The organism is Halobacteriovorax sp. RZ-2 (assembly GCF_043196685.1).
Classification (GTDB): domain Bacteria; phylum Bdellovibrionota; class Bacteriovoracia; order Bacteriovoracales; family Bacteriovoracaceae; genus Halobacteriovorax_A.
This window is the reverse complement of sequence record NZ_JBEBMR010000004.1, coordinates 334,425-360,718: the sequence shown is the minus strand read 5'-3', so window position 1 is coordinate 360,718 and position 26,294 is coordinate 334,425. Positions and strand designations below refer to the sequence as shown.

Sequence of the window (26,294 nt, the reverse complement as noted above, 5' to 3'; positions counted from 1 at the left end):
GTCTTACCGTGGTCAACGTGCCCGATCGTACCAATGTTTACGTGGGGCTTACTTCTGTCAAAAGATTCTTTTGCCATGACTTAAGTCTCCTTAAAAAAGTTAAACATAACATTATGTTTGTCTTAATAATTACTATAACTAAAAGCTAAATTTGAGTTGTAAGTATCGACTATATTCGACTTAGATTCAACATAAAAAAAATGCCATCCAAGTTAAAATCTAACCCACAAATTTCATATTGCCATTTTGATAACATAAAAAACTTGAATTGCCAGTAAAATCTATACTTAAAGGCCACAAAAAAGTTTATTACGAGGAAAAAAAATGGAGCTCACGACGGGATTTGAACCCGTGACCTCTTCCTTACCAAGGAAGTACTCTACCCCTGAGCCACGCGAGCACAAAATAAGATTCATATAATTTAATAATGAGTTTTGATTTTTGGCAAAAAAAAAGATCCTCTAGGAGGATCTTTTTAATGGAGCGGGCGACAAGGTTCGAACTTGCGACATTCAGCTTGGAAGGCTGACACTCTACCAACTGAGTTACGCCCGCATAAGATTTAAATTTTATAACCTTTTAAAAACATTCTGTAAAGAATTATTTTCAAAATGGTGGCGAGAGATGGATTCGAACCATCGAAGGGATACCCCGACAGATTTACAGTCTGTTGCCTTTGGCCACTCGGCAACCTCGCCACAACCGCTGTAAAGAATGGAGCTGGCAATAGGACTCGAACCTACGACCTGCGGTTTACAAAACCGCTGCTCTAGCCAACTGAGCTATGCCAGCAAACATTACTTGCGATGGAAATAAGTTATAAAGTAGAATTAAAAACCTGGCAAGCTTTTTTTAACTTATTTTTTAGAAAAAACTTTTTCCATTGCAATTGCCGCAGCAACAGATACATTTAGCGACTCAATTTTTCCCATTGGCTCTAAACGTATTTTCTTTTCCAGTAGACGAACTGTAGCGTGTGACAGTCCTCTATCCTCTGCCCCAAGTACGAGGCATTTAATCCCATTGATTTCACCTAAATCATTATCATCAGTATGCTCTGTAAGCCCTATTGGAGTTACGTTACGCTTAATAAGTGCTGATAGAAACTTAGGTAAAGAATTGCATTTAACAATCTCAATATATTCTAGAGCGCCAGATGCAATACGGGCCATCGAAGGCCCAATATTGAAATTATTTTTTACTGCAAAAACAATATGAGAAACATTGTAAAATGCTGCTGTACGCATGATTGCACCAGCATTGTGGACATCTGTCACACCATCAAGACATAAGATTTTTACTTCTTCACCATTATCGATTGCATCAAATAATGGTTTTGTTTCCGATACTTCTTTCTGACTTGTTAACAAGAAAACACCTGATGGAACTCTTGTGTATTGAAAGTCTTCTTGGGCGTAAAGCTCTTTAGCTAGTTCTTGAACTTTATGAGAAGAAACTAGTTTAACCTTCACTCCATCAAGTTCTTGTTTTTTAATTCCGCCCATTTTGTAAAGCTTATCGATCCCTTCTTCACAGGCTACTAATTCGATAATCTGACGTTTAGGATTGCGAATTGCGTGTACAATAGAATGTACTCCAACAATGATATCTTGTTCCATTAAAGGTCCTTTAAAAGCTCGTTAACTTTTACGAGAAGCTCGTCTTCTGAAATTTTAATTTTTTCACCAGTACGTCTTACTCTAATCTCAAGTAGGCCATCTTCTTTGTGATCTCTTTCTCCAAGAACAACTTGAAGTGGTAATCCTAAAAGATCAGCATCTTTAAATTTAAACCCTGGTCCAGCCTTTCTATCATCATAGACAACTTCTAAACCAGACTCTACAAGCTTCTTATGAAGTTCATTTGCTTTTTCTTTGTATTCATCAGACTTAGTGATGGCAACAAAAGATAAGTTGTATGGTGCGATTGCTGCTGGCCAAATGATCCCATTTTCATCATGGTTTTGCTCAATTGCTGCTGCAACTAAACGAGTTACACCAATACCGTAACAACCCATTAAAGGCGTTGCTGCCTTTCCATTTTGATCGAGAATAGTTACACCCATTCCCTTCGTATACTTGTCACCAAGTTGGAAGATATGCCCTACTTCAATACCTCTTTTAAGCTCTACTTGATGCTTTCCATCGAGAGTAAAGTCACCAGAGCATGCAAGTCTAAGATCAGCAGTTTTAATATCTTTAAGCTGTTCATTTGCGACAAAGTTCTCTAAGTGCATATCAACTTTATTTGCACCAACAACGTAAGCCCCGTCTAGATCAACTTGTGCATCAAATACGATTTCTAAATTATTAATTCCAACTGGTCCAATAAAACCTTTTTCAAGGCCAAGAGTTTTTAATTCATTATCAGTCGCTGCAATTAAGTCACGTCCTGGATATACTTTTTCAAGTTTCAATTCATTTAGTTCATCGTCACCTAAAAGAAGTGCTAAAACAAAAATTTCATCTTCTTCATTCTTTGCTTTATAAACTAGAGACTTGATTGAGTGATATTCACTCTTTCCTAAGAAGTCGCAAACATCTTTGATTGTTGCTTTACCAGGTGTTGCAACTTCGGCCATATCACCTGTTTTAGATGCACTTTCAACCTTTCTTAATGTCTTAGCTGTTTCTATATTGGCCGCATAACCTGCTTCATTTGAATAGATAATTGCATCTTCACCAGCATCAGCGATTACTTGAAATTCATGAGTTTTAGCTTCACCGTCGGCCATTGCTCCACCGTCAGCAACAACTGCTGAAAACTCAAGCCCTAGGCGATTAAAAACATTTTCATAAGCTTCATACATTCTATCGTAAACTTCATCTAAACATTCTTTTGAAGCATGGAAAGTATAAGCATCTTTCATGATGAATTCACGCCCACGCATTAAACCAAAACGTGGTCTAATTTCATCGCGAAATTTTGTATTAATTTGATAAAGAGAAAGAGGTAAATCCTTATATGACTTTATTGTTTTTCTAAAAACATCAGTAATGGCCTCTTCGTTTGTTGGCGAGATACAAAGATCGCGATCTGCTTTGTCTTTAAACTTAAGCATCTCACCACCCATTTTATCCCAACGGCCAGTTTCTTGCCAAAGCTCACCTGGAGTAACAACAGACATTAGCATTTCGTAACATCCGGCCTTATCCATTTCTTCGCGAACAATTTGCTCTACTTTGCGAATTGAACGGTAGCCCATTGGTAGATAATTATATAATCCAGCTGCTGACTTATGAATTAAGCCCGCTCTCATCATTAGCTGGTGTGATGCAATTGTTGCATCTGCTGGCACTTCCTTATAAGTTTGCCAAAAACCCTTTGATAGAATCATAGTATTTTCTCTCTTTTATAACGCGTGAAAATCCATACCATTGTACACGCTGTTATTCACACAATAAATGTTAAATATTTTTATATCGACTGATTAAAATGACGGCGCAAGGGCCATGGGCAGATCAAACGCCTGAACTGCTTCTTTCTCAAGAGAAGTCGCTGATACAATTTCGTATGCATCTGGCGTCTCAAGAAGCTTGCGACAAAGAACGTTGTGAACGTGGTGACCAGACATGTAAGTAGTGATTTTTCCAGCGATCTCATAACCAAGAAGGCTAATATCACCTACAGTATCAAGAATTTTATGTCTTACGAATTCATCATCAAAACGTAATCCATCTGGGTTCATTACTTTAAAATCATCTAGAACAATTGCATTATCAAGAGATCCGCCCTTAATTAGACCTTTTCTCTTTAGCATATCAACATCTCTTAAAAGACCAAATGTACGAGCACGGCCAATTTCTGCGATGTAATTCTCACACGTAAATTCAAATATCTTACGTTGAGTTTTGATAATTGGGTGTTTAAAAACGATAGTTGAATCAATCACTAGCTTTTCACAAGGTTCGATTCTCGCCCATTTTTCGCCAACTTTAACTTCCACCGGCTTAGTAACCACTAGGAACTTCTTAGTTTTATGAAGTTGTTGAATTCCCGTCTCTTTAATAACGTATAGGAAAGATGCACCTGAACCGTCCATAATTGGAACTTCTGGCCCATCGATCTCGATGTAGCAATTATTGATACCAAATCCATAAAGAACAGAAAGAAGGTGTTCAACAGTGTGAACAGCACCTGGACCTGAACCAATAGCAGTATTATTCTCAGTCGCCCCAACAGTGTCTGCAGTTGCCTTAAGAATTTGTGAATCTTTAATGTCAGTTCTTTTGAACTGAATACCAGAATCTGCTTCAGAAGGATGTAGAGTCATTGTCACCTTCTTTCCAGAATGGATCCCAATTCCTGTAATCATCACTTTTTTCGCTATAGTTCTTTGGTTTAACATTAAAAATCACCTAATTTTAAGTACTTTGTGTAATTTTAAACTGAGCAGCAATATATAGCAAGTATCGTCATAGATGAGCAAAATATTACTGAATTTCCTGTCCTAGAGGCTTTTGTAACAAAAATTAACCAACCCTTCCACTCTTTTAACAATAACCGTAAAATAAATGCAGATGTTAAAACAACGTTAATTTAATTACATGAATGGGTTAAAGAAGGTTTACTGATGGAAAATTTATTTAATAATCTTGATTTAAAAGAAGTGAATAGATTCAATGCTGGATGCTGTGTTGAACACTTGGCAATTACAATTACTGAAGCTGGAAGTGATTACTTAGTGGCCACGATGCCTGTCGATGAGAGAACGAGGCAGCCATACGGCGTCCTTCACGGTGGAGCAAGTTGTGTCCTAGCAGAATCTGTAGGCTCTATAGCTTCTAATATTATTTTGGATTCTTCAAAATACTATGCAGCAGGTTTAGAGATTAATGCTAATCACGTTCGCCCAGTGCAATCTGGCATTGTAACAGCAAAGGCAACGGCCGTTCACCTTGGGAAATCGACCCATATTTGGGATATCCGCATCACAGACGAGAAAGACAAATTAGTTTGTATCTCTCGCCTGACGATGGCAGTTATTAAAAAGTAGTTTTTATTTTTTCAAAAGACGTGTTGGCATCTCAAAGGCTTCGTTAGTGAGCTTCTCACCAGTCTTTGGATGCTTTACTGTTCTAAGTGCTACGAAGTGAAACAGAAGTGGGTTGATTGAGTAGATCTCATTTAAGATCTCTCTTTCTTCTTCTGTAATAAATCCCTTCTCCACTAGATCAGTCGTGCGATAGATCCAATTGATTGCAGGTAGTGGATAGTCTGATCCATACATTACACGATGGTGAAATTGTTTATTTTCAATCATCTCAATTAGAGGCTCACTTAGTCTTTCATAAATAATGAGGGCCGAAAGATCTGTGAAGAGATTCTTCTCATATTTCTTTTCCTTGAATAGTCTCCAAAAAAGATCAGAACACTCTGCCTGTACTCCACCGTTATCTAAGTCTTCACACTTACCACGAGATGCCGCGTGAGAGATGATAACATCAACACCGAGATCAAGTGCATGACGAAGTCGAAGTGGGTTTCCCAACTCTTGAAACTTATCCCCTTCAACGGCCTTCTCCTCACCTGCGTGAGTAATGAGTGTCATATTATATTTTTTAAGAGTTTTGTAAAAAGGAATAACCTTTTCATTTGCAGGATCAATCCCCATCGCATTTGGAAGCCACTTAACAAATTTTACACCACGTGCAGCCCACTTCTCTAGTTCTTGAATTGCATCTTTACGATAAGGGTGAACAGAGGCAACCATCTTAAAGTTTACTGGATGTTTTTGTGACAACTTCCACACGTATTCATTTGGAACGTGAAACTCTGAATGCTTTAAATCTTTGCTTCCATCTAATTTATAGTGGTAATCAAAAGCTAGTGCATAAGCAGGAATAAAGTGTGGCTGGTAAGTCATTAAATCAACAAGACGAGAAACATATTGCTCATCGGCCTGAGATTCATCATCAACACCTGAAGCTGTAATATAAACATTGAAGCGATTATACTTTGATAAGTGATTATACCAATCTTGCATTTCAGGATTTACCCAAATACCACTTCCGCTATTTCCAAGCCCTACAATATGAAGGTGAGTATCTCTCAATTTTTTAAGATCAATTCCATCATAAGACTTTTCAACAAAGTCTTTCACGTGTTTTGGTAATTTATCGTATTCGTTTGGTTCGTAATCGAAGTCACCACCAAGTTTCCCATATAGAAGAGAGCATGATGACAATAGCATTGCTAGTGTAATTAATAATAAATTTTTCATTAAAATAACCTTAGACCTTTTTTATAGTCGTATTTAACTTGTAGAAGTACGCTGAAGTGATCATGATCATCACGATCGTGATTGATTCCTAAAATAGTATCGTATGTCCACTTATCTCTTTTAAATTGATTTAGGAATCCAACAAAAGCTGTATCTTGCTTACTTTTTTCTGCCCACGAACGAAAATGTAAAACACCAAATGTATAAGTATCACTATATTGATAAGCGATAATATTTCTCATGACATTAACAATATCGTCTGTGTAAATTTCCATTGAGTGAAGAGCATTAACGACAAGTCCTGAATAGCCACTGTACTTGAAAAACTCTCTTTGAAAGTCATTGATCGTAACTAATTTCTTATAGGCTAAGACATTTTCAATCCTTAGATATGAGCGTGTCCCATCTGCATCACAAACTTGTGTTTCACAATCAAAAGTCGAAAGCTCTTTTGATGAGCGCCAAACTTGCTCTGTTCCTGCAGTGAACCCTAGAATTGAAATTGGGAAAAAATCGATTCGTCCACCGACTGAATTGATTGTTCCACTCGTGTTGAAATAAGCCGATTCACGAATAAATCCATAAATCTGGTCATTGTAGCGCCACATTTCTTGGCTTATCCCGGCGTCTACTCGAGCAGCTGCTCCAAGAATATAAGAACGATAACCAGCAGTTGCTGATAAATCGTAAGTGGCCTGAATGTTAAACGTAATTAGACATAAACACAGAAGTAAAAACTTATTTTTCATCAATCAACTCTTTTGCAATTTGTGAGATCTCGCGACCTCTTGGCGTACGTATTAAAAAACCTTCTTTTAAAAGAAATGGCTCATAAACATCTTCAATCGTGGAGCGATCTTCAGCAAGAGTTGCACAAAGCGCTTCAATACCAACAGGTCCCCCACCATAATACTCTTGAATAACAGAAAGAATGCGTCTATCCATGCGATCAAGACCATGTTCATCAATTTCCATCATTTCTAGTGATTTTTTCACATCATTTATATTTACGTGAGAAGAATCACGAACAATGGCGAAGTCGCGAACACGGCGAAGGACACGATTGGCAATTCTTGGTGTCCCACGAGAACATCTTGCCATTAACAATTCCGCATCTGCATCGATTTGAATTCCAAGTTTCTTTGCATTATTTGAAATAATTACTGCAAGCTCGTCGGCCTTATAAAAGTCGAAATGGAAATGGGCCATAAAACGATCACGTAATGGATTTGATAAAAGTCCTGAGCGTGTTGTAGCACCAATTAGAGTAAAGGGCGCAATTTCAATTTGCATTGTTCTTGCGGCAGCACCATCACCAATGACAATATCTAAACGGTAATCCTCCATCGCCGAGTAGAGAATCTCTTCAACAGAAATATGCATACGGTGAATTTCATCAATAAAGAGAACATCACGAGGCTCTAGGTTTGTTAAAATAGCAGCAAGGTCTCCCTTTTTCTCAATGGCCGGTCCAGAAATGACGTGAAGCTGACTTCCCAGTGCATTCGCTATAATCATGGCAAGAGATGTCTTTCCAAGCCCTGGAGGCCCAGATAAAAGAGCATGGTCCATTGACTGCTTACGCTTTACTGCTGATGTCACCATGACATCAATATTTTGGACGATTTTTTTCTGGCCAATATATTCAGAAAAATCCTTTGGCCTTAGAATAACTTCTTTTCTTGTTTCTTCTTCATCAAGAGTAGGATCAAAAAAGCGACCTTCAGACATTTACACCTCTTTTAAAACGAGGTGAACAAGTTGTTCAGCTCTTGTTATTTGATTTTCATCTAAAATTCTCTTAGCAAGTGGCATAACTTTATCTTCTGTAAAGCCAAGCTCCTTACATGCCATGATTGCATCATTCATAAGAGCAGAGTCATGACTTACCACCTCTGTTATAGTTTCTTCGAATAACTCAAGATTAAGTGGTGCTTGTACCGAAGTCTCACTAGACTGAGTTGCTGTAGCAGAAGCTTTCGAATACATTTTTATTTTTTGTGCTTTTCCACTTAAATCAAGAATGATCTGAGAAGCGGCCTTGGCACCAACACCAGGTGCCTTCTGTAGTGTTTTCTTATTGTCGAAAGTAATAGCATCGATAATATTATCGACACCAATACTTGTTACAAGAGCAAATGCCCCTTTAGGACCAACACCCTTAACACTTAGTAATAGTTCAAATGTTTTCTTCTCACGAAGTGAGCGAAAACCAAAAAGCTCTTCACTTGCCTCTTTCACAATATGTGAAATGAAAATCGCCGCAACTGAGCCCTCAGGTAAAACATGTTGAAAATAAATTTGGTGTCCTACTCCTGAAGGAGTAAATAGAATTAACTCGTTTCCATCACTGAAAACAACTTCGCCTTGTAATAGACCGATCATAAAACCTACTTAGAAAATACTTCTTTTAATGTACGTGCTTTTGTACGAGTATGAGACGATTTTCCCTTTATTTTTGCTCTTTGTCCACGATTCAACGCGTGACAAAGCGCTATAGCAAGGGCATCCGACTCGTCATGTGATTTAAAATCTAGCTTACCAAAGATCATACTCAGAGCGCGATCAACACTTTCTTTTGAAGCAAGTCCATGTCCTGTAACACTAGATTTTATTAAGTTTGGTGAATACTCTGTGATCTTCCCCTGATACTTTTCAGATAGACCTGCGATAAGAGCACCTCTTGCTTGAGCAAGCTTAGATAGTGCTGGAATACTCTTTACATAGATGAGTGCCTCGACAGATATTTCATCTGGCCTATACATTGAGACAATATCTTTAATTGAAGAAGAAATCGTAGCTAAACGATCGAGAAACTCTGGTATCTTATCAAATTTTAAAACACCTGAGTCGACATACTTAAATTTACGACCTTCCACTTCGATAACGGCCCAACCAGTAGTACGAGATCCGGGGTCAATTCCTAGAATATACATAGATTTAGTATAAACGAAAAATTCGAATTTACGAGCGATCTACGCCTTTTATCATGTGGCCAATATAAAAAACTGCTGATCCACCAATAAATTGATAGAGCTCAAGCATTTCATAGTCACCTTTTTGTAAACCAACAAAAAGACAAAGCCCAACTGATGCGAAACCGATTAATTGTAGTGCTAATCCTAACCAAAAAAACATATCACTTGAATACGACTTAATTCTGAAATTGCCAATACCAAGCTATAAAGATAATATGTGTTAATGCAAAATGAGACAAAATTACTATATGCGCAACCAGTCATAGAAAGGCAAGTTGAACTCCTTAAACAAGAGTGTATCACCCTGAAAGAACAAGGTGTGGTTCCTTGTTTGAAAGTAATTCTTGTTGGTGATAATCCAGCAAGTGTTATTTATACAAATAGTAAGAAGAAATTTGCAGAAAAAATTGGTGCTAGTTGTGAAATTGTTAATTTAGAGAAAACAATTAGTGAGGAAGAGTTCCTGAAAATTGTTAATCAATTTAACGAAGATCCTCTTGTCCATGGAATTCTTATTCAACTACCACTTCCAAAATCACTTTCACAAATTGATACAACAGACCTTGTTGTTCCTCACAAAGATGTCGATGGTTTCCACTACGAAAATGTTGCTAAACTTTATCGAGGCCAACTTGGCGAAACATCAATGATTCCTTGTACACCAAAAGGCATTGTGACAATGGCCAAGTACTACGGAGTAGATTTTTCAGGAAAGAATGTTGTTATCGTTGGTAGAAGTCTTATTGTTGGTAAACCACTTTCATTATTACTAACAAACTTGAATGCAACAGTTACACTTGCGCATTCGAAAACACAAAATTTAAAAGAGCTAACTAAGTCTGCAGATATTATTATCACGGCCATTGGCTCACCTAAACTCTTTACTAAAGAGTACTTTAGAAATGATCAATCACAAGTTGTCTTTGATGTTGGTATCAATCGAAGCAGCGAAGGAAAGCTTTGCGGTGATTGTGATTTTGAAAATATTAAAGATCAATTAGCGGCCATTACTCCAGTTCCTAAAGGAATTGGTCCAATGACTATTTTCAGTGTCTCTCAGAATTTAATTAGCGCCGCTAAGAAATAAAACCTAAGGAAATTTATGAAACAAACATCACTTACACAGGCGCATCGCGACCTTAAGGCAAAAATGGCAGACTTTGCAGGTTATGAAATGCCGATTCAATATGCTGGCGTAAAAGCTGAAGTTGAAGCCGTAAGAAGTAACATCGGTGTTTTCGATGTTTCTCACATGGGTGAATTCTTTGTAACGGGGCCAGATGCAGTAGCATTCGTTGACTATATTATTACTAATGATTTTACAAATGCTGAAACTGGCAAAGCTGTTTACTCACCACTTTGTCGTGAAAACGGAACAGTTATTGATGATCTGATTGCTTACAAATTAGAAGCTCAAAAAGTTTTAATTTGTGTAAATGCTGCAAATATCAATAAAGATTGGGATTGGATTTCATCAAAAACTGAAGGTTTTAATATTGAACTAACAAACCAGTCAGAAGACTATTCTTTACTTGCTATTCAAGGTCCTAAAACGGAAGAAGTTCTGTCTAAACTAGGCTTTGACTCAGTAACAAGCGCTGCTTATTACTCAGCATACGAAAGTGCTTGGAATGATGCTCCGGTTATCATGGCAAGAACTGGCTATACAGGTGAAGATGGATTTGAAGTTTTTGGTTCACATGAAACAATTCAAAAACTTTGGTCAGAACTTCTTGGAGCAGGAGTTACTCCTTGTGGACTTGCTTCACGTGATGTTCTAAGACTGGAAGTTTGCTATCCACTGTACGGTCACGAGTTAAATGATGAGTTAACTCCTCTGGATTCGGCCCTTAAGTGGACAGTAAAGCTAAACAAAGAAAATTTCATCGGTAAGAACGCACTACAAGAAACGACGCCAACTCATCGACTTGTTAAACTTTCTATCGACAAAGGTATTCCAAGAGAAGGCTACGAGATCTTAAATGACCAAGATCAAGTCATTGGAGTTGTAACTAGTGGAACGATGTCTGTGACTAACTCTCAAGGGATTTGCCTTGGTCTAGTAAAGCGTGATTTATTTCCTGAAAATAAGAAATTTAGAATACAAATTCGAAAGAATGTAATAGATTCAAACTATCATACAAAACCATTTGTTACCGGAGGGCACAAATAATGACTAATATTCCAACTGATCTTAAATATACAAAAGAACATGAGTGGGCAAAGATTGAAGGTGATATCTTAACAGTAGGTATTACAGATTTCGCACAAAACTCTCTAGGAGATATCGTATTTGTTGAGCTACCTGAAGTAGGTCAAGAATTCTCTAAAGATGACACTTTTGGAGTTGTAGAATCGATTAAGTCAGCAAGTGATCTTTATATTCCAGTTTCTGGAACAATTACAGAAATCAATGAAGAACTTCCAGATTCACCAGACAATCTTAACTCTGAGCCGTATGAGTCTTGGATGATTAAGGTGAAAATGTCTAATCAAGATGAACTTTCAGATCTTCTTTCAAACGAAGAATACGAAAGCCTTTGTCAAGAATAAACAAAATAAAATCTGTTTTAATTTCTTACATATGCCCTCGAAATGAGGGCATTTTTTTATTTCAGTAACTTACAAATTTCTCACCTAAAAATATTTTCAATTGACCAACTTTTTCCTTTACGAAGTCCTACTAAGGCTTCATACTCGCATTCTCCAATGTTCATCAATAAATAGAGACAGGTATTAAATGCATAATCAAGAATCTATTCAGCTAATCAATACGGCAATCATCAAGGGTAAAGAGAAGAAGATCGATACTACTTATGAGGATAGATTAAACCAAGCATGTAACTCGTCTGCTATTGCAGCTATTTCAAATGCCATTCAACAATTAGCAGAAACTGATCGTATCTCTTACGATCAAGCCGCTATTAAAATCGTTGAAACGATAAAAGAATTAGATCAGGTTTGGACTGACTACGTTCTGATGGAAGGTATTAACAATATTAAAAAGATGCTTAAAGGAAATACAAAGCACTAAGCCTTAGTTCTTTGTAACAGCAAAGCCCCAATCGATATTTGCATGACCATTCTTAACTAGGCCAGATGGTGGGTTAGGAAATGGGCCAGCTTTATTAAAGGCTTCAACTGCAGCGTCATCTAACTCTTTTACTCCAGAAGTACCATTAACGATTACATTAATGATTTTCCCGTCATTATCAAGCACAACGCGTACATTTGTTAGAAACTTTTCTCCCGCAGGTCCACGACGATTCTGACGATATAGGGACTCCATTTTTTGTCGTAGAGTTGATCCCCAATGCTGCTCTAATTGCTGCTTAATTCTAAAGTAGAAACCATAATACTTATATTCAACGGTATTAAGTTTAGTGAAGTCACCTAATTTCACATCTTCAAGATGATCATTTGAACTGGCAATACCTCTATGATTCTTGCTACCAGTTTTTGTCCCCTTAACTAGGTTTTGATCTTTTTCGAGTGGAGAATTTTGTGCTACAGCAAAGTCCTCAAAGCTAATTCGTCCAGTCTTAGACTTTGTTACTTTACGCTGCTCTTTCTTCTTAGTTTTTGAGCCTTGTTTTTTTTGATCGATTTTAGAATTACCAACACCACCTATATTGAAAGCGGCAACTTCTTTGGCCTTCGTTTCACGATCAACCTTATTATTAGTTTCACTCAAGTATTTGGCATCATCTGCTACTTCTTGATTTGTCTTAGCAGCTGTAACAATTTGGCGTGGCTTTTCTCTATTGAGTCTCAGACGAATCCGCTCAGGCTTTTCTTCCTCTTGAGACTTTGTCAGAGATAATGAAAAAGATGTTAGTTTTGAAGGCATCAAAGAAATATGTACTACTAGCGATAATGCTATTGCTAAGTAGATATAAGTCTTATGGTTTTTGTGAACTAATTCCAAAGTGTCTCCGAGAAACTAACTATTCTTTAGCCTTCTCGGAGAAAATATCGAAAAATTTACTACATATTTTGATTAATTGTTAAAGAAATCATCATCTTCAAGAATTGCACCTGTTTCTTGACTATTTTCCTCTTTCTTAAAGAAGTTATTCTTAGAATTAGATCCAGGTTCAGTTCCTTCAACAAAACTTTCCAAAAACTTTGATCCTGAGCCATTTGCTAGCTCGCCAGTTTTCTTATTAATTGAAACGTTAACAATACCAGCTGGCATCTGGAAATCTCTTTCCCCATAGATCTGAATTGAACGTTGCATATATGATTTCCAAATAGGCATCGAGGCCTTAGTTCCTGTTTCAGGCCAACCCATTGTCTGGTTGTCATCCATCCCTGTCCAAACACCAGTAACAATATTTTGTGAAAAGCCTAAGAACCAAGCATCAACATAACTACTCGTTGTACCTGTCTTACCACCTAAGAATTGACTTACACTAAGAGCACGTCTTCCAGTCCCATTATGAACAACACCCTTAAGAAGATTTGTCATAATATAGGCCAGTCTTGGATCATAAACTTGTTCTTCATCTAAATTTAATAAGTATGGATTAACTGCTTCTTTTTCAAACTCATTATGAGAATCACTTTCCTTTTCACGAACATTATCAGTTTGATTTAAGTTTTTAGATTCTTTAGCAAGCTTCTCTAACTCAAGTTTGGACTGTGTCGCAAAGTCATCCTGAAAGAAATACTCTTTTCCATTACGATCTGTAATTGAGATGATTGATTTAGGAAGAACCTTCTTCCCACCGTTTGGAAAAATTGAATACGCACGAATCATTTCGAGAAGCGTAACACCAAAAGAGCCTAGAGAGATCGACATATCATTTGGCATATCGGCATGAAAATTAATACGATCGAGGTAGTTGAAAATTTTATTCATTCCTAAATCAAGAGCTATCTTAATTGTTGGAATATTTCTACTAAACTCAAGAGACTCTCTAAATGTCATTGGCCCCTTAAACTTTCCATCATAGTTACGAGGCTTCCAATTTAGCGCTTGATTAGCACCACCGAGGGCCTCAGGAGTATCTAAAATGATAGTATTGGGTTGATAACCATTTTCCAGTGCTGCCGCAAATAAGAGTGGTTTAAAGGCCGAGCCAGGCTGACGTTTTGATTGAAGAGCACGGTTAAACTCACTCTTTTCAAAATCAACACCACCAACCATTGAGATAACTTCCCCAGTAAATGGATTAAGACTTAAAAGTGCTGCTTGAACTTTTGGCTCTTGTTCAAGTGAACATTCAAGATACATTTGTTCTTCTAATGTCTTATAGTCTTTAAGCTTTTTATAAGTATTAGCATATTGAGAATATACGTGTTCAGAAAATTTTGAGCTGAAGTCCTTAATTTTCACATGAATAATATCACCCTTCTTTAAGATATCATTTGGGTTTTTCACGTATGCGAAGTACTTTCTCGCATCTGTATATTTTCTCTCATGGGCCCAGCGATAAGACTTATAAGGAATCACACCTGTAATACCACCAACAGAAATAATGATATTTCTCATGCGTCTATCTAAGCGCAGAACAACGGCCTTATATAATTTATCTTTTTCTAACTGACCAAGTAATTGATCTTCTGAACTATATCCAGGATAAAACCTTGAAGAATAAAGTTTCGATAGTTGCTCTTGAGTAAAGTCTTTTAATACAGCAAGCTCATCTTCTTTTAGTTGAAGCTCATACTCTCTTTCATTATTTTCAGTAAGAGTGAAGTAATTTGACTTATCTTTATATAACTCAACTCGAAACTCTTCGATATATTTGTCTAGCTCTTCTAATTCAATGTGACCTATTGGCCCTTGGAACCCTTGACGCTTATCAATTTCGTCAGCACCTATTTTAATATTTTCTTCGGCCGTTTTTTGAAGGTCATAATTTAGAGTTGTTTGAACAGTAAATCCCTCAGTAAGAAACTTTTCCTCACCGACAATATCAATTGCCTGTCTTCTAACCCAGTCCGTAAAGTAGCCCGCAAGGAAAGGACTATTTCTTCTAAGCTGATACTTTATTTTTTCTTGAAGTGCTTCTTGATACTCTTCTTTAGTTATTTTTTTGTTCGCGAACATACGGCCAAGAACATAGGCTTGTCTCGTTTTAGCGTGTTGTGGATTACGGTAAGGAGAATATTTTCCTGGAGCAACAAGAAGTCCTGCAATAAGTGCAGACTCTGCCACAGTTGCTTCATTTAACTCTTTATTAAAATAGCCGCGAAATGCCGACTTAACACCGTAGTATCCACCACCAAGATATACTTGATTTAAATAGAGAAAAAGAATTTCTTCTTTATTAAATCTTTTTTCAATTTTTTGAGCGAGAAGGAAATCTTTAATCTTTCTAGTGATTGAACGCTCCGATGAAAGTAGTAAAGATTTTGCAACCTGTTGAGTAATTGTTGAACCACCTTGTACAACACGTCCTGCCTTAAGGTTTGCAATAAGAGCTCTCATAACTCCAAAATAATCAACACCATCGTGGTTATAAAAATTTGAATCCTCTGCTGATAAGAACGCATCAACAATACGTGGAGGGATTTCATTAAATTCCACGACCTCTCTATTTTCTTTACCAATATTATAGAGAACGACCCCATCCTTAGATAAGATCTTTGATTTAATTGGTGGGTTGTAATCTGCAAGACTACTAATTTTAGGTAATGTAAAAGAAAAATATACTAGTATCGAGAAGACAAATAATCCTCCAAATAAAACCAAGAAGGACGTTAATACTAATAATCTTTTTAAATGTTTCATAAATTCTCTTTTATAATTTCACACTTCTTCATTAAGCTATAATTCTGCTTAGGCATATTGATTTGAATCATTTTACCATTTATCTGATTTTTAGAAACCGATAAGTTTTTATCATATGCAAAGACGAACACTCTCTGGGCAATTAGACGAGAGATGTCTTCTGAAGTAATTTCAATTTGAGCGGAGAGCACTTTCTTATTATTTTCAATATTATTTTTTACACCATCAATAATATTACCTTTCGTATTGAAGGTAATATTTCCATTTGCTGCAACATTTGTAAGATAATAGGCAATGCTAGATTTCTTGATTGCCCTAGCGTTGATCTTTAGATTTTCAATTACTTCATTCGCATCATTTCGTTCTTTTAATCTAAAAAATTTCCACTTAACAAGTTCAGGCTTTTTTGTTTGTGAAAGCATGGCCGCAATCGCAGAAGAACTTCCAATACCCGCAACAAAATTAATTTTCACATCATTCTTCATAAGACATGAAACATAATCCATTACATCAGTATTAAAATTTTCACTGGCACCAATAATAATACCCACTGTATTAATACGTTCACTTTTTAAGCTTTGATGTGTACCACCACTAACTTGTCCAGGTCCATACTCAGTATATGACGATTTTTCATCGACTGAAGGTATGACATTTGTCTCTTCAGCATCAACTGAGATTGTCACCACTCTTTGCTCTTCTTCTGGTTGAGTCTGACAAGTGTTGCTCAAAAAAACGAAAACTAAAAATATAAGAATGAAGTTTAACTTATTCAATTTCTTTTTCTTCTAATTTATCTGTAAGTTCTAAAACTTTCTTTTCCACTTTTTCAAGGTAGCCCTTGCTATCAGTATATAGCTTCACACCTTCTTCGAAGTTTTTTAGACTGTCATCAAGAGTAAGTTCACCTGATTCAAGTCCATGAACTAGTTCTTCTAATCTTTTTAAGTTCTGTTCAATATCAATTTTCTTGGCCATATTTCACCGTGTCATTTTCTTAACGTTATTAAATCCTATATGGACTAATATTCCCATACTTTGCATGTTCTTTAAATAAAAAGGTGTGATAATCACTACTTACATCGTGGGTCATTTTTACCTATGTAGGTAATTTGGCACCCTGGTTGGTATAGTTAAAGAAGAATTTGCCAGGAGGGCAGATGAAAGAACTATGGGTACCGCTATCCGGTGCAATCGCACAACAACAGAAAGTTGATACAATTGCCAATAATGTTGCAAATGCCAACACGCCTGGATTTAAGAAAGATCAACTCGCATTTAAAGAGTATTTAACAGCACTAGATAAAGGTGTTGAAGATATTGATTTACCAAATAAAGAATGGGCACCAGAAGACTTCTATCGTAGCTATGGAGCTGAACACGCGATGGTAAAGGTCGATGGATCATTCACAAATTTTACTCAAGGAACACTCTCTCCAACGAGTAACCCACTTGATATTGGTCTGCGCGGAAATGGATTCTTGGCAGTAGAAACACCAAAGGGTGTGCGCTACACAAGACGTGGAACGCTTTCTCTTCGTCAAGATGGTGTAATTACAACACAACAGGGATATCCAGTTCTTAATAGAGAAGATAACCAACCAATTTCAGTTCCACCAGGTACGAGAAATATCACCTTCGCTCTTGATGGTGCAGTCTATGCAAATAACAACCAAGTTGGAGCTCTAAATATTACTGAATTTAACGATATGCACGCCTTAAGAAAAGAGGGCAACTCACTGTATATCAATAATAATGAAGGCAACCTTAAAGAACAGATTAATACTTCCGTTCACCAAGGTTTCATCGAGCAATCTAATGTTAACGCCGTTTCAGAAATGTCAGAGTTAATCAAAGCTCACCGTCATTTTGAATCAATACAAAAAGCAATTAAAACTTATGATCAAATTAGCTCTAAGTCAGTTAATGAAATGATCAAATTTTGAGGTAGTATGAAAAATATTATTCTATTTATTACATTCCTACTCATGGCCCGCTATTCATTTGGAATGATGAAGGCCCTAAATATTGCAGCAACAGGGATGGCGACACAAGAGATGCACGTTAACACGATCTCAAATAACGTCGCTAACTTAAATACCATCGGATATAAAAAGCAAAGAGCTGAATCAGAAGATCTTATGTATGAAACAATCACTGAAGCTGGCTCACGCTCAGATGCAAACTCAAATTACACTGTTGGTGTACAAGTTGGTTCAGGGTCGAAAATCAGTGGTGTAAGAAAAGTCTTTTCAGCAGGTGCACCTAAAGTAACAAATAACCCATTTGATCTAATGATTAATGGTGACGGTTTCTTTGGAATCATTAAACCAAATGGACAAATCGTTTATACAAGAGATGGTGCATTTAATGTAAATGCTCAAGGTCAACTTGTTTCAAAGCAAGGCTACCAAATCTTTCCAGGGATAACATTCCCACCAGGTGTTGCAACGGTTAGCATTGGTAATGATGGAACAGTTGAAGCCTACTTTAATGGACAAGTAGAGCCGCAAGTCGTTGGACAAATCCCAGTATTCACATTTGTTAATAACCCAGGTCTTCATAACGATGGAGGTAACTTCTATCGTCAAACAACTGCAAGTGGCCAACCAATTCAAGGTATTGCGGGAACGAATAATACAGGTTCGATGCAACAAGGAGCTCTTGAAATGGCCAATGTAAGTCTTATGAATGAAATGACGGATCTTATTAAGGCGCAAAGGGCCTATGAGATGAACTCTAAGGTAATGGGAGTAGCGGATCAAATGCTACAAACTGTTAACAATATTACAAGATAATAGGAAGAAGAGAGAGAGTGTTTAAACTAATTCTTTTAACATTTATTACAGGCCTTTCTTTTGCAAGTAATTGTGAAGTATCGATGGCGCAAAAAAACTATCGTATCGAGAATTCTGAAATTACTTACAAGTCTGAAAATTGTAATCGTTCTCAACTTGAAATTCTTAATGAAATTCTTATTTCAGCACGTGGTAATTTCTATTTAAATCACAGCCGAGACTTAAAAGAGAATGATATTAATTTTCTAACTAAAGATGCAGTAATCATCAATTTAGATGAGACAATCAAAACACAATTTACAATTCAAGATGATTGGAAAATTTCATTCAAATCGAGAACACCAATTAAATCAATAACAACTGATAATTTAACAACACTCGAGCTGATGTGTAATGACTGTAATAAGCTTGGTCACAACAAACTAAAGATTTCATTAGATGGTATGACGAAGTGGTTTGATATCGTTGTTCAAAAGCCAGTTAAGGCGGTTGTTGCCAAGAATGAAATTGGCCTTAGCTTTAAGTCGATCAACACAAATAATGTCGAAGAAAAGACAATTTATACAACAGATGAGAAGGCCGTTTTTAAGAATCTAGATGAAATTGCTTTCTACAAATCAAATAAAGTTATCTCGCCAGGTGAGACGATTAATAAAAGAGACATCTCCCCTATTAATCTAGTGACATTTGGTGTTCCGGTAAAAGTAATCCTTAATAGCAATGGAATTAAACTAACTGGCCAAGCGCTACCAATGTCGACAGGCAAGTTACAAGATTTCATAAAAGTGAAGAATGTAAAAACTAACAAGGTATTCACAGCGAAAGTAATTGGACTCAATGAAGTGAAGGTAGATTTATGAGAAAAATTTTATTTTTAACACTAGCACTACTAACGACATCTTGTGCTAACTACATTAACAAAATGTATAATGAACTGGATGGTGTTAACCAAAGAGAGCTCGAACAAAAAAGAGCAAACGTTGATAATACATTCGATCAATATCGTAACTCTTATGGGGATAGAAGACAGACTTCGGCAAATACTCCAAACATGGCACCACAGGTGCAAAGAAGATATAACAATAATCAATTATCTCAACGTCAACAACAGCAACAACAACCAAAAAGAGTAACTGCAAATAATTTCCATGATCATGGAAACACAGGCAGCCTTTGGGCCGGTAATGGGAATGAGAACTACCTATTTACAAAAAATAAATGGAAGAGAAACGGCGATATTATTCTAGTAAACGTTCAGACTCGACTTAAGAATGATATTACAATGGAGCTCAAAAGGGCCTTCCCACCGATGCCAACACTTGCCGGGCAAAATCCTGAAAGCACGACAGCAGCGACTACACCAGGTCAGGCACAAGCACCTGCAGGAGCCGGAGCTGAAGAGGGTGAAGACACAAGTGCATCAAATAAAGTTCATGACAAAATATCGGGTGTTATTGTTGAAGAGATCAGTCGTGATCACCTACTTGTACGAGGACAAAAAAATGTTCTCTTTAAAAATCGTAAACACCTAGTTGAATTACAAGCATTAATCTCACGCAAAGATATTAATGAAGACGATACAATTGATTCGACAAAATTTTTAGAAAGCTCTGTAACGGTATTGAGGTAATTAATGTTTAAAAAGTTAATTTTCGGTCTTATCCTTTTATCTTTTGGAACTCATATTGAGGCAAAGATGAGTCGTTTGAAAGACCTAGTTGATGTTAAGGGCGTTCGTAAAAACCCTATCGTTGGTTATGGTTTAGTTGTTGGACTAAATGGAACTGGTGATGGTGGTGGAGAAGTAACAAATACTTCACTTAAACGTATGTTTCAAAAGCTTGGACTTAATCCACAAAATGAAATTAGTTCAAAGAACGTTGCGGCCGTAATTGTGACAGCAGAACTTCCATCTTTTAGTCGAGTTGGGCAAAAAATGGATGTAAAAGTTTCATCGATTGGTGATGCTTCATCACTTGCTGGAGGTACTCTTCTTATCACTCCACTTAAAGGTGGTGACGGAAATGTATATGCCGTAGCAAATGGTTCAATTTCAATTGGTGGCCTAGAAAATGGTAAGAAATTTGCGACAACAGGACTTATCCCACAGGGAGCAATTGTTGAAAGAGAATTACAATTAGACTTTGATAAGAAAAAATCATTGAGACTAGCACTTAAGAGTCCTGACTTCACAACAGCTGCCAGAATTGAGAAAACAATCAATCAAGAGCTAGGTGGAAAGTATGCCATAGCAAAAGACTCAAACACTGTTGATATTATTGTACCAATACAGTACCAAAGAAAAATCGTCCAACTTTTAGCGATCATCGAAAATTTCAAAGTTCACACAGATCGCATTGCTAAAATTATCATCAATGAACGAACGGGTACTATTGTTGCTGGTGGAGACATTACAGTTAAAGCGGTAGCGATCTCACATGGTGGACTTAATATCCAAGTGAATGACAAGAAGAAAGATGGTGGCGAAGGAAATGTTCGCTTAGTTGACAAGACAACTACACTAAATGATCTGGTTAAAAGCCTTAATGCACTAGGTGCGACACCGGAAGATTTAATTTCGATTTTTCAAGCACTTAAGAGAAACGGTGCTTTAGTTGGAGAAATTGAGCTAATTTAACTTTCAATGTCAAATAGCATTTTTTACCATTTTTTAGAGCTAGGTATAAAAAAACTAAAAAAAATGTTAAAATATTAATGATAATGGGCTTTTCAAGGATTGAACGGCCAGAAACTCAGGATGAGTATTATGAATGAAATCAAAATTCATAGACCACAAATTCAAAACAGAAATGCACAAAATTCTGTTCGTCCTGCAAATTCTGACAAATATATTCCTGAAGAGATCAAAGGTGCAGCCCAAGGGCTAGAAGCACAATTTAACGAGTTAATGGTTAAAGAAATGACTAAGTCGCTAAACAGTGGCGTGCAAAGTACAGCTGGTAATTTCTATAACGGTCTTATGACAAGTGAGCGTGCTAAAGCACTTGTCAAAGAAGATAGCCAAATACAGAAGATGATTTTGAATGAGATTTATCCAAAGCATATGAGGAATGAACAAAATTATCAAAACTATTTGGACAATAAAAATAAATATGCACAGAACCAAATTCGAATTGAAGAAGGACCAACTCAACCTTCTCAATCAATAGCAATGAAGCAGGCAAAACAAATTGGAGTAAAGTATGAGTAGTGTAACAAATACGAGATCAAGTTTCTTTCCAAATGCTAAAACTACGGCCGATAGATCACAAGAGATCCAGAAGCAAGCTCCAATTAAGAGAAACACGATTGCTCAGAAAGCTTATATTGATAGTCAAACAAGAAATGATGCCAGAGTTTCAATACCAGAAGCAGTAAAAGATTTTGCACATATCAAAAAAGCAGTTGATGCTGCACCAGAAGTTGATAACTCTGCAAAGATTGCTGCACTTAAAGCACAAATCCAAGGTGGAACATACAAAATGGATTATGACAAAATGGCAGATAAAATTCTTGGGGAAGAGTTCGGAGTATAATGAAAACACAACTAGCAACATATTACTTTCAAATCACAGATATCTGGAAGTCACAGTGTGAGCTTCACTATAAGTTATTTGACTTAACTTGTGATGAGTACGCTCTCCTACTTGACAGTAAAATTGATGAGCTAGAAGAAAAGGTTTCTGAAAAGTCAGAAATCATTTCGAAAATAGAAGTAAATGAAAAAGCAAGAAACCAAATTCTTGCAAATATCCAAAAGGATTACAAAGAGTTAAAGATTAATTCAATCAATGACCTTGTTGATTTTTTCTCTAAGTTTGAAGCAGAAAAAGAAGGAAAACACTTATTTAGATTTAATAGTCTTTTGGTAGATATTATTGAAAAGATTCAAACACAGAATAAGAAGAACCAACTATTTATTAACAAAGCGCTAAACTCTCTTCGTGAGATCAGAGAAAGTGCAATGGGTACTAAGACAGTATCTACATATAACGCCAAAGGTATCACTCAGCAACGATCGCTTGAGCGAAATCCTTAATTGGAGATTATTTGTCTACACGTCTGTTAAACATTGCGAATACAGGACTCAACGCCTCTAAGAAATCACTAGAGGTGACGTCACATAATATTTCCAATGCGAATACAGAAGGGTATTCTCGTCAGCGTGTTCACCAGCAATCAAATATGCCACTTATCAAAGATGGTTTAATAACTGGTAGTGGTACAAGAATTAAAAGTATCAATCGTGTTCACGATAAATTTGTAGAAAGAAAATTACGTGACAGTCAAAGTAGTGAATCCTACTACAATAATAGAGCAGAACAAATGAGTCGTGTTGAAGATATCTTTAATGAAATCGACAACGAAGGACTCAATCAAATTCTCAATAATTTCTTTAACTCGTTTCGTGATCTTGCAAATCAACCAGAGAACGAAACAGTACGTTCAGTTGTGCGTGATAAAGCACAATTAATTGTAAAAGACTTTAGAAGAATCGCAGAGACTCTAGACGAGATCTCAAAAAGCATTGATGACAAGATTATGATCTCTGTTAAAGATGCCAATCAGCATATCGACTCTATTGCGACTTTAAACAGAAAAATTCGCGAGCTTGAAGCAACTGGTGATGAAACCGGAGATCTTCGAGATCAACGAGATCTATCAGTAAAAGAATTATCAAAAATTATAAAAATTCACACATATCAAGATGAGCGTGGAAATTATAACGTTCAATCCCCTGGGGTTGGTACACTTGTTACAGCAGCTCAAGCACAAAAGCTTGGAACATATGTATTTGGAAAAGATGAATCGACGAATGGCCAAGATGGTTCAATGGAGATTTTCTGGGCAAGCCGCTCAGGTCAGCAAATTACAGAAAAATTCCAAGGTGGCTCACTAGGTGCTGTAATTAAAGTTAGAAATAACGACATTAAACAACTGAAAGAAAAATTAGACCAAACAGCATTTGAATTTATGAATTACGTAAACGCTATCCACAGAAGAGGATATGTTAACCGTGAGATTCAAACAGATGCTAATGGTAATCCTGTTGCAATGGATAATAAAGGTCCAACAACAGGAAATAACTTCTTCTCTACCCCAATGCAAGTAGAGGGAGCAGCACTTAATATTGACCTAAGTGATGCAATCAAATCAGATATTTCGAATATTGCTACTGCACTATCTCCAAATAGTCCCGGGGATAACCGAGTTGCTATTGCAATCTCTAAGCTACAGCATGAAAGGCTAATGTCAGGTGGTACAGCAACTCTAGAAGAGGACTACCTTAAAACAGTAGGTAATGTTGGACTTGAAACAGGTAAGGCCAAGCTAGACGCTGAACAATCAGAAGGTCTTCTAGCACAAGCAAACTCAATTCGAGAAAGAATTAGTGGTGTTTCGATCGATGAGGAAGCGGCAAATATGATTAAGTACCAGCACGCATATGAAGCTGCTGCTAAAGTAATGAAAACTGCAAACGAGATGTTTGATACTGTCTTATCAATTAAGCAGTAAATAGGATTATTGAAAAATGACTAGAGTGTCAGAAAATTCAACGACTCTTTCAATTAGGCATACGCTTAACAAGCACAAGTCTAAGATGGAAGACCTGCAAATGAAGGGTACGACTCTTAAGAGTATGCGTAAACCTTCAGATAATCCTGCAGCAAATATTGAAGCACTACAAATTTCTAGTGTAACCAAAGATAATTCACAATTTAAAAGAAATGCAGACTTCGCACTTCTTCAATTAAATATCACAGAGAAAGCTCTTGAAAACCTAACGGATATTATGGGTAAAGCCAAAGAGATTGCTATTGCGCAGTCTTCAGATATCTACAATGAAGATGTTAGAAATAACGTTGCAAACGAAGTACATCAACTAAAGAATCTGGCCCTTTCAATTGCAAATAAACGTGTTGGACAACGCTATATTTTCTCAGGTTTTAAAACGCTTGATACTCCGTTTAATGAAAATGGTGAGTACCAGGGTGACAATGGCCATATAACTCTTGAAGTTGGAAAAGACTTCTTTGTTCAGGTTAACCTGCACGGTAAAGAAGTATTCATGGCCGAATCTGAAACAGATTCACAAGTTAACCACCCCCTAGAAAAATTTCCAGAAATGGCGGATTCGCGAGAAAAAAGTAAAAATCGCGAGATTATGTCCGAAGAAAACAATCGAGAGATCGCATCAACTCAAATTGGGGAAGATGCCGGCAAGTATAAAGAGTCAGCTAACCTTTTTGGTCTTCTTGATTCACTTGCAATCTCTTTAGAAAATAATGACGCTGATCAAATTCAAAATCTTTTAGAAAAATTTGATACAGCAGTAACACGTCTCGTTACATTACGAACACGTGTAGGATCAGTCGCAAGTTCAGTTATGACAAATGTGAACACGATTGATGCAAATAATATCGACAATATGGAGAGAAAGAGCAAGCTCGTCGATGCAGATGTTACTGAATTATTCTCAGACATCACGCGTCAGCAAGAGATCTTGAAAACTGCGTACAAAACTTCTGAAGGCCTTTTAAACAAGAACCTATTGGACTTTCTACGCTAACACGCTGCTGCTACTTTTTTTTTATTTAGTTGATTTTTTACTTGATTTTTAAAGTTATGGATAATATATGAACCATTACCTGATGAATCAGGACGGTTCAAAATTGAGGATGTGAAATGCTGGTTTTAACAAGGAAGCTAGGGGAAAGTATAGCGATCGACGATCATATTAAGATTGTCGTTGTGCAAATTAAAGGCAAACAAGTTCGTCTTGGTATTAAGGCCCCAAAAGAAACAAAAATTCACCGCGAAGAAGTCTATAAAGCTATCCAGGAACAAAATTACGAAGCTTCCCAAGCTGGCCCAGAAAGTCTATCTGACTTAACGGATGCGTTGCGCAATAAGAAATAAATTCCGCTTGCTCTTTTGCCCCTACGGCTGTTAAAATCTGTTATCAAGTTCTTAAACTTGAATTCGGAGGAACGACAGTGAAAGTAAGCACAACACGATTTGGGGAATTAGAAGTTAACAATAAAGATATCATCAGGTTCGAAGAAGGTATTCTTGGTTTTGAGAACCTTAAGGACTTCTTTGTTGTTGATCCAGGTGATCAGACTCTAATCCTATGGCTACAATCAACAGATGACGGTGCAACAGCATTCCCAATCATTGAGCCAAAAATTTTTAAAGAAGATTATTCAATCAGCCTACTACCGGCTGAACTTAATAGCCTGAAACTAGAAAATCTTTCTAATGCAAGCGTTTATACAATCCTAACTATTCCAACGGATGTAACTCAAATGTCTGCAAACCTAAAGGCACCAATCATTATTAACAATGATTCACACAAAGCTCGTCAAATTGTTCTTCAAGACAATAAGCTAGAAGTAAAATTTGAAATGTATAATGCACTTAAAAAGTCGATCATGAATTTCCACTCTGATGATTCAGTTCGTACGAATGTAAGTGTTGTTACAGAGCCAACTGTTGTTGAGCAATCATCTTCAACAGAAACTTCAGTTGATCATTCAGCAGAAGCTTAA

At 36.7% G+C, this 26,294-nt stretch carries 31 protein-coding genes and 4 tRNA genes; 17 read left to right on the top strand and 18 right to left on the bottom strand.

Going from position 1 to position 26,294, the window contains the following annotated elements:
• From ABMA78_RS16150 to lpxC, 8 genes are all read right to left on the bottom strand, one after another.
• The coding region (locus ABMA78_RS16150; RefSeq protein WP_392861555.1) for a hypothetical protein at positions 1-77 on the bottom strand (77 nt) is incomplete at its 3' end.
• Between the two features lie 248 nt (positions 78-325).
• A tRNA-Thr gene (locus tag ABMA78_RS16145) sits at positions 326-400 on the bottom strand.
• Positions 401-479: 79 nt separating this feature from the next.
• Positions 480-555, bottom strand: a tRNA-Gly gene (locus ABMA78_RS16140).
• 57 nt (positions 556-612) lie between these two features.
• Positions 613-698, bottom strand: a tRNA-Tyr gene (locus ABMA78_RS16135).
• 17 nt (positions 699-715) lie between these two features.
• Positions 716-792 (bottom strand) — tRNA-Thr (locus ABMA78_RS16130).
• 65 nt (positions 793-857) lie between these two features.
• Positions 858-1,619 (bottom strand): TrmH family RNA methyltransferase, encoded by a 762-nt coding sequence (locus ABMA78_RS16125; RefSeq protein ID WP_392861551.1) that lies wholly within the window; start codon positions 1,617-1,619, stop codon positions 858-860.
• Complete coding sequence (locus ABMA78_RS16120; protein ID WP_392861550.1) at positions 1,619-3,337, bottom strand: proline--tRNA ligase; 1,719 nt, start codon at positions 3,335-3,337, stop codon at positions 1,619-1,621. Before ABMA78_RS16120 ends, ABMA78_RS16125 begins: the two co-directional genes overlap by 1 nt.
• A gap of 93 nt (positions 3,338-3,430) precedes the next feature.
• Positions 3,431-4,348 carry a UDP-3-O-acyl-N-acetylglucosamine deacetylase gene (gene lpxC, locus ABMA78_RS16115; protein ID WP_392861549.1) on the bottom strand — a complete coding sequence of 306 codons (918 nt, stop codon included), beginning with the start codon at positions 4,346-4,348 and terminating at the stop codon, positions 3,431-3,433.
• Positions 4,349-4,573: 225 nt separating this feature from the next.
• On the opposite strand from lpxC, the gene ABMA78_RS16110 reads away from it, so the two are divergent.
• Positions 4,574-4,996: a hotdog fold thioesterase gene (locus ABMA78_RS16110; RefSeq protein ID WP_392861548.1), complete on the top strand. Its 423-nt coding sequence runs from the start codon at positions 4,574-4,576 to the stop codon at positions 4,994-4,996.
• A 3-nt stretch (positions 4,997-4,999) separates the two neighbouring features.
• On the opposite strand, the gene ABMA78_RS16105 is transcribed toward ABMA78_RS16110, so the two are convergent.
• The 6 genes from ABMA78_RS16105 to ABMA78_RS16080 are packed head-to-tail and all read right to left on the bottom strand — an operon-like array spanning position 5,000 to position 9,361.
• Entirely contained in the window at positions 5,000-6,223 is a 1,224-nt protein-coding gene (locus tag ABMA78_RS16105; protein ID WP_392861546.1) for an amidohydrolase family protein, read from the bottom strand.
• Positions 6,223-6,972: a hypothetical protein gene (locus ABMA78_RS16100; RefSeq protein ID WP_392861544.1), complete on the bottom strand. Its 750-nt coding sequence runs from the start codon at positions 6,970-6,972 to the stop codon at positions 6,223-6,225. Before ABMA78_RS16100 ends, ABMA78_RS16105 begins: the two co-directional genes overlap by 1 nt.
• Positions 6,962-7,954: a Holliday junction branch migration DNA helicase RuvB gene (ruvB, locus tag ABMA78_RS16095; protein WP_392861542.1), complete on the bottom strand. Its 993-nt coding sequence runs from the start codon at positions 7,952-7,954 to the stop codon at positions 6,962-6,964. Before ruvB ends, ABMA78_RS16100 begins: the two co-directional genes overlap by 11 nt.
• Positions 7,955-8,608, bottom strand: coding sequence for a Holliday junction branch migration protein RuvA (gene ruvA, locus ABMA78_RS16090; protein WP_392861541.1), 654 nt, complete (start codon positions 8,606-8,608; stop codon positions 7,955-7,957).
• A 5-nt stretch (positions 8,609-8,613) separates the two neighbouring features.
• The gene (gene ruvC / locus ABMA78_RS16085; protein WP_392861539.1) at positions 8,614-9,159 is read right to left on the bottom strand and encodes a crossover junction endodeoxyribonuclease RuvC; all 546 of its coding nucleotides are present in this window, start codon (positions 9,157-9,159) and stop codon (positions 8,614-8,616) included.
• Positions 9,160-9,187: 28 nt separating this feature from the next.
• Positions 9,188-9,361: a hypothetical protein gene (locus tag ABMA78_RS16080; protein WP_021267658.1), complete on the bottom strand. Its 174-nt coding sequence runs from the start codon at positions 9,359-9,361 to the stop codon at positions 9,188-9,190.
• A gap of 63 nt (positions 9,362-9,424) precedes the next feature.
• Here ABMA78_RS16080 and ABMA78_RS16075 point away from each other — a divergent pair, with 63 nt between their 5' ends.
• From ABMA78_RS16075 to ABMA78_RS16060, 4 genes are all read left to right on the top strand, one after another.
• Positions 9,425-10,288: a bifunctional 5,10-methylenetetrahydrofolate dehydrogenase/5,10-methenyltetrahydrofolate cyclohydrolase gene (locus tag ABMA78_RS16075; RefSeq protein WP_392861537.1), complete on the top strand. Its 864-nt coding sequence runs from the start codon at positions 9,425-9,427 to the stop codon at positions 10,286-10,288.
• Positions 10,289-10,303: 15 nt separating this feature from the next.
• Positions 10,304-11,374, top strand: coding sequence for a glycine cleavage system aminomethyltransferase GcvT (gcvT, locus tag ABMA78_RS16070; RefSeq protein ID WP_392861535.1), 1,071 nt, complete (start codon positions 10,304-10,306; stop codon positions 11,372-11,374).
• Complete coding sequence (gene gcvH, locus ABMA78_RS16065; protein WP_392861533.1) at positions 11,374-11,754, top strand: glycine cleavage system protein GcvH; 381 nt, start codon at positions 11,374-11,376, stop codon at positions 11,752-11,754. Before gcvT ends, gcvH begins: the two co-directional genes overlap by 1 nt.
• 187 nt (positions 11,755-11,941) lie before the next feature.
• The gene (locus ABMA78_RS16060; RefSeq protein WP_021267699.1) at positions 11,942-12,235 is read left to right on the top strand and encodes a hypothetical protein; all 294 of its coding nucleotides are present in this window, start codon (positions 11,942-11,944) and stop codon (positions 12,233-12,235) included.
• Positions 12,236-12,238: 3 nt separating this feature from the next.
• Here the strand turns inward: ABMA78_RS16060 and ABMA78_RS16055 are convergent, their stop codons facing one another.
• The 4 genes from ABMA78_RS16055 to xseB all read right to left on the bottom strand — a co-directional run bounded on the left by ABMA78_RS16055 (position 12,239) and on the right by xseB (position 16,921).
• Complete coding sequence (locus tag ABMA78_RS16055) at positions 12,239-13,129, bottom strand: energy transducer TonB (RefSeq protein ID WP_392861531.1); 891 nt, start codon at positions 13,127-13,129, stop codon at positions 12,239-12,241.
• Positions 13,130-13,201: 72 nt separating this feature from the next.
• A complete protein-coding gene (locus tag ABMA78_RS16050; RefSeq protein WP_392861529.1) occupies positions 13,202-15,943 on the bottom strand; it encodes a penicillin-binding protein 1A in 2,742 nt (913 codons plus the stop codon).
• Entirely contained in the window at positions 15,940-16,674 is a 735-nt protein-coding gene (locus ABMA78_RS16045; RefSeq protein ID WP_392861528.1) for a hypothetical protein, read from the bottom strand. The genes ABMA78_RS16050 and ABMA78_RS16045 overlap by 4 nt, the downstream gene beginning before the upstream one ends.
• Positions 16,675-16,711: 37 nt before the next feature.
• On the bottom strand, positions 16,712-16,921 hold the full coding sequence (xseB, locus tag ABMA78_RS16040) for an exodeoxyribonuclease VII small subunit (protein ID WP_199177562.1): 210 nt from the start codon (positions 16,919-16,921) through the stop codon (positions 16,712-16,714).
• 182 nt (positions 16,922-17,103) lie between these two features.
• On the opposite strand from xseB, the gene flgF reads away from it, so the two are divergent.
• The 12 genes from flgF (at position 17,104) to fliW (ending at position 26,294) form a co-directional block, all read left to right on the top strand.
• A complete protein-coding gene (gene flgF / locus ABMA78_RS16035) occupies positions 17,104-17,889 on the top strand; it encodes a flagellar basal-body rod protein FlgF (RefSeq protein ID WP_392861526.1) in 786 nt (261 codons plus the stop codon).
• Between the two features lie 6 nt (positions 17,890-17,895).
• Complete coding sequence (gene flgG / locus ABMA78_RS16030) at positions 17,896-18,741, top strand: flagellar basal-body rod protein FlgG (protein WP_392861524.1); 846 nt, start codon at positions 17,896-17,898, stop codon at positions 18,739-18,741.
• 17 nt (positions 18,742-18,758) lie between these two features.
• Positions 18,759-19,601, top strand: coding sequence for a flagellar basal body P-ring formation chaperone FlgA (flgA, locus tag ABMA78_RS16025; protein WP_392861522.1), 843 nt, complete (start codon positions 18,759-18,761; stop codon positions 19,599-19,601).
• Positions 19,598-20,371, top strand: a complete 774-nt coding sequence (locus tag ABMA78_RS16020) for a flagellar basal body L-ring protein FlgH (protein WP_392861520.1) — start codon at positions 19,598-19,600, stop codon at positions 20,369-20,371. The genes flgA and ABMA78_RS16020 overlap by 4 nt, the downstream gene beginning before the upstream one ends.
• Before the next feature lie 3 nt (positions 20,372-20,374).
• Positions 20,375-21,379 (top strand): flagellar basal body P-ring protein FlgI, encoded by a 1,005-nt coding sequence (locus ABMA78_RS16015; protein ID WP_392861519.1) that lies wholly within the window; start codon positions 20,375-20,377, stop codon positions 21,377-21,379.
• A 129-nt stretch (positions 21,380-21,508) separates the two neighbouring features.
• On the top strand, positions 21,509-21,952 hold the full coding sequence (locus tag ABMA78_RS16010) for a hypothetical protein (protein WP_392861517.1): 444 nt from the start codon (positions 21,509-21,511) through the stop codon (positions 21,950-21,952).
• The gene (gene flgM, locus ABMA78_RS16005) at positions 21,945-22,277 is read left to right on the top strand and encodes a flagellar biosynthesis anti-sigma factor FlgM (protein ID WP_392861516.1); all 333 of its coding nucleotides are present in this window, start codon (positions 21,945-21,947) and stop codon (positions 22,275-22,277) included. The genes ABMA78_RS16010 and flgM overlap by 8 nt, the downstream gene beginning before the upstream one ends.
• Entirely contained in the window at positions 22,277-22,780 is a 504-nt protein-coding gene (locus ABMA78_RS16000; protein ID WP_392861515.1) for a flagellar protein FlgN, read from the top strand. Before flgM ends, ABMA78_RS16000 begins: the two co-directional genes overlap by 1 nt.
• Before the next feature lie 11 nt (positions 22,781-22,791).
• Entirely contained in the window at positions 22,792-24,258 is a 1,467-nt protein-coding gene (gene flgK, locus ABMA78_RS15995; RefSeq protein ID WP_392861514.1) for a flagellar hook-associated protein FlgK, read from the top strand.
• Positions 24,259-24,274: 16 nt separating this feature from the next.
• Entirely contained in the window at positions 24,275-25,312 is a 1,038-nt protein-coding gene (gene flgL / locus ABMA78_RS15990; protein ID WP_392861512.1) for a flagellar hook-associated protein FlgL, read from the top strand.
• Positions 25,313-25,428: 116 nt separating this feature from the next.
• Complete coding sequence (gene csrA, locus ABMA78_RS15985; protein WP_021267493.1) at positions 25,429-25,662, top strand: carbon storage regulator CsrA; 234 nt, start codon at positions 25,429-25,431, stop codon at positions 25,660-25,662.
• A 77-nt stretch (positions 25,663-25,739) separates the two neighbouring features.
• A complete protein-coding gene (gene fliW / locus ABMA78_RS15980) occupies positions 25,740-26,294 on the top strand; it encodes a flagellar assembly protein FliW (RefSeq protein ID WP_392861510.1) in 555 nt (184 codons plus the stop codon).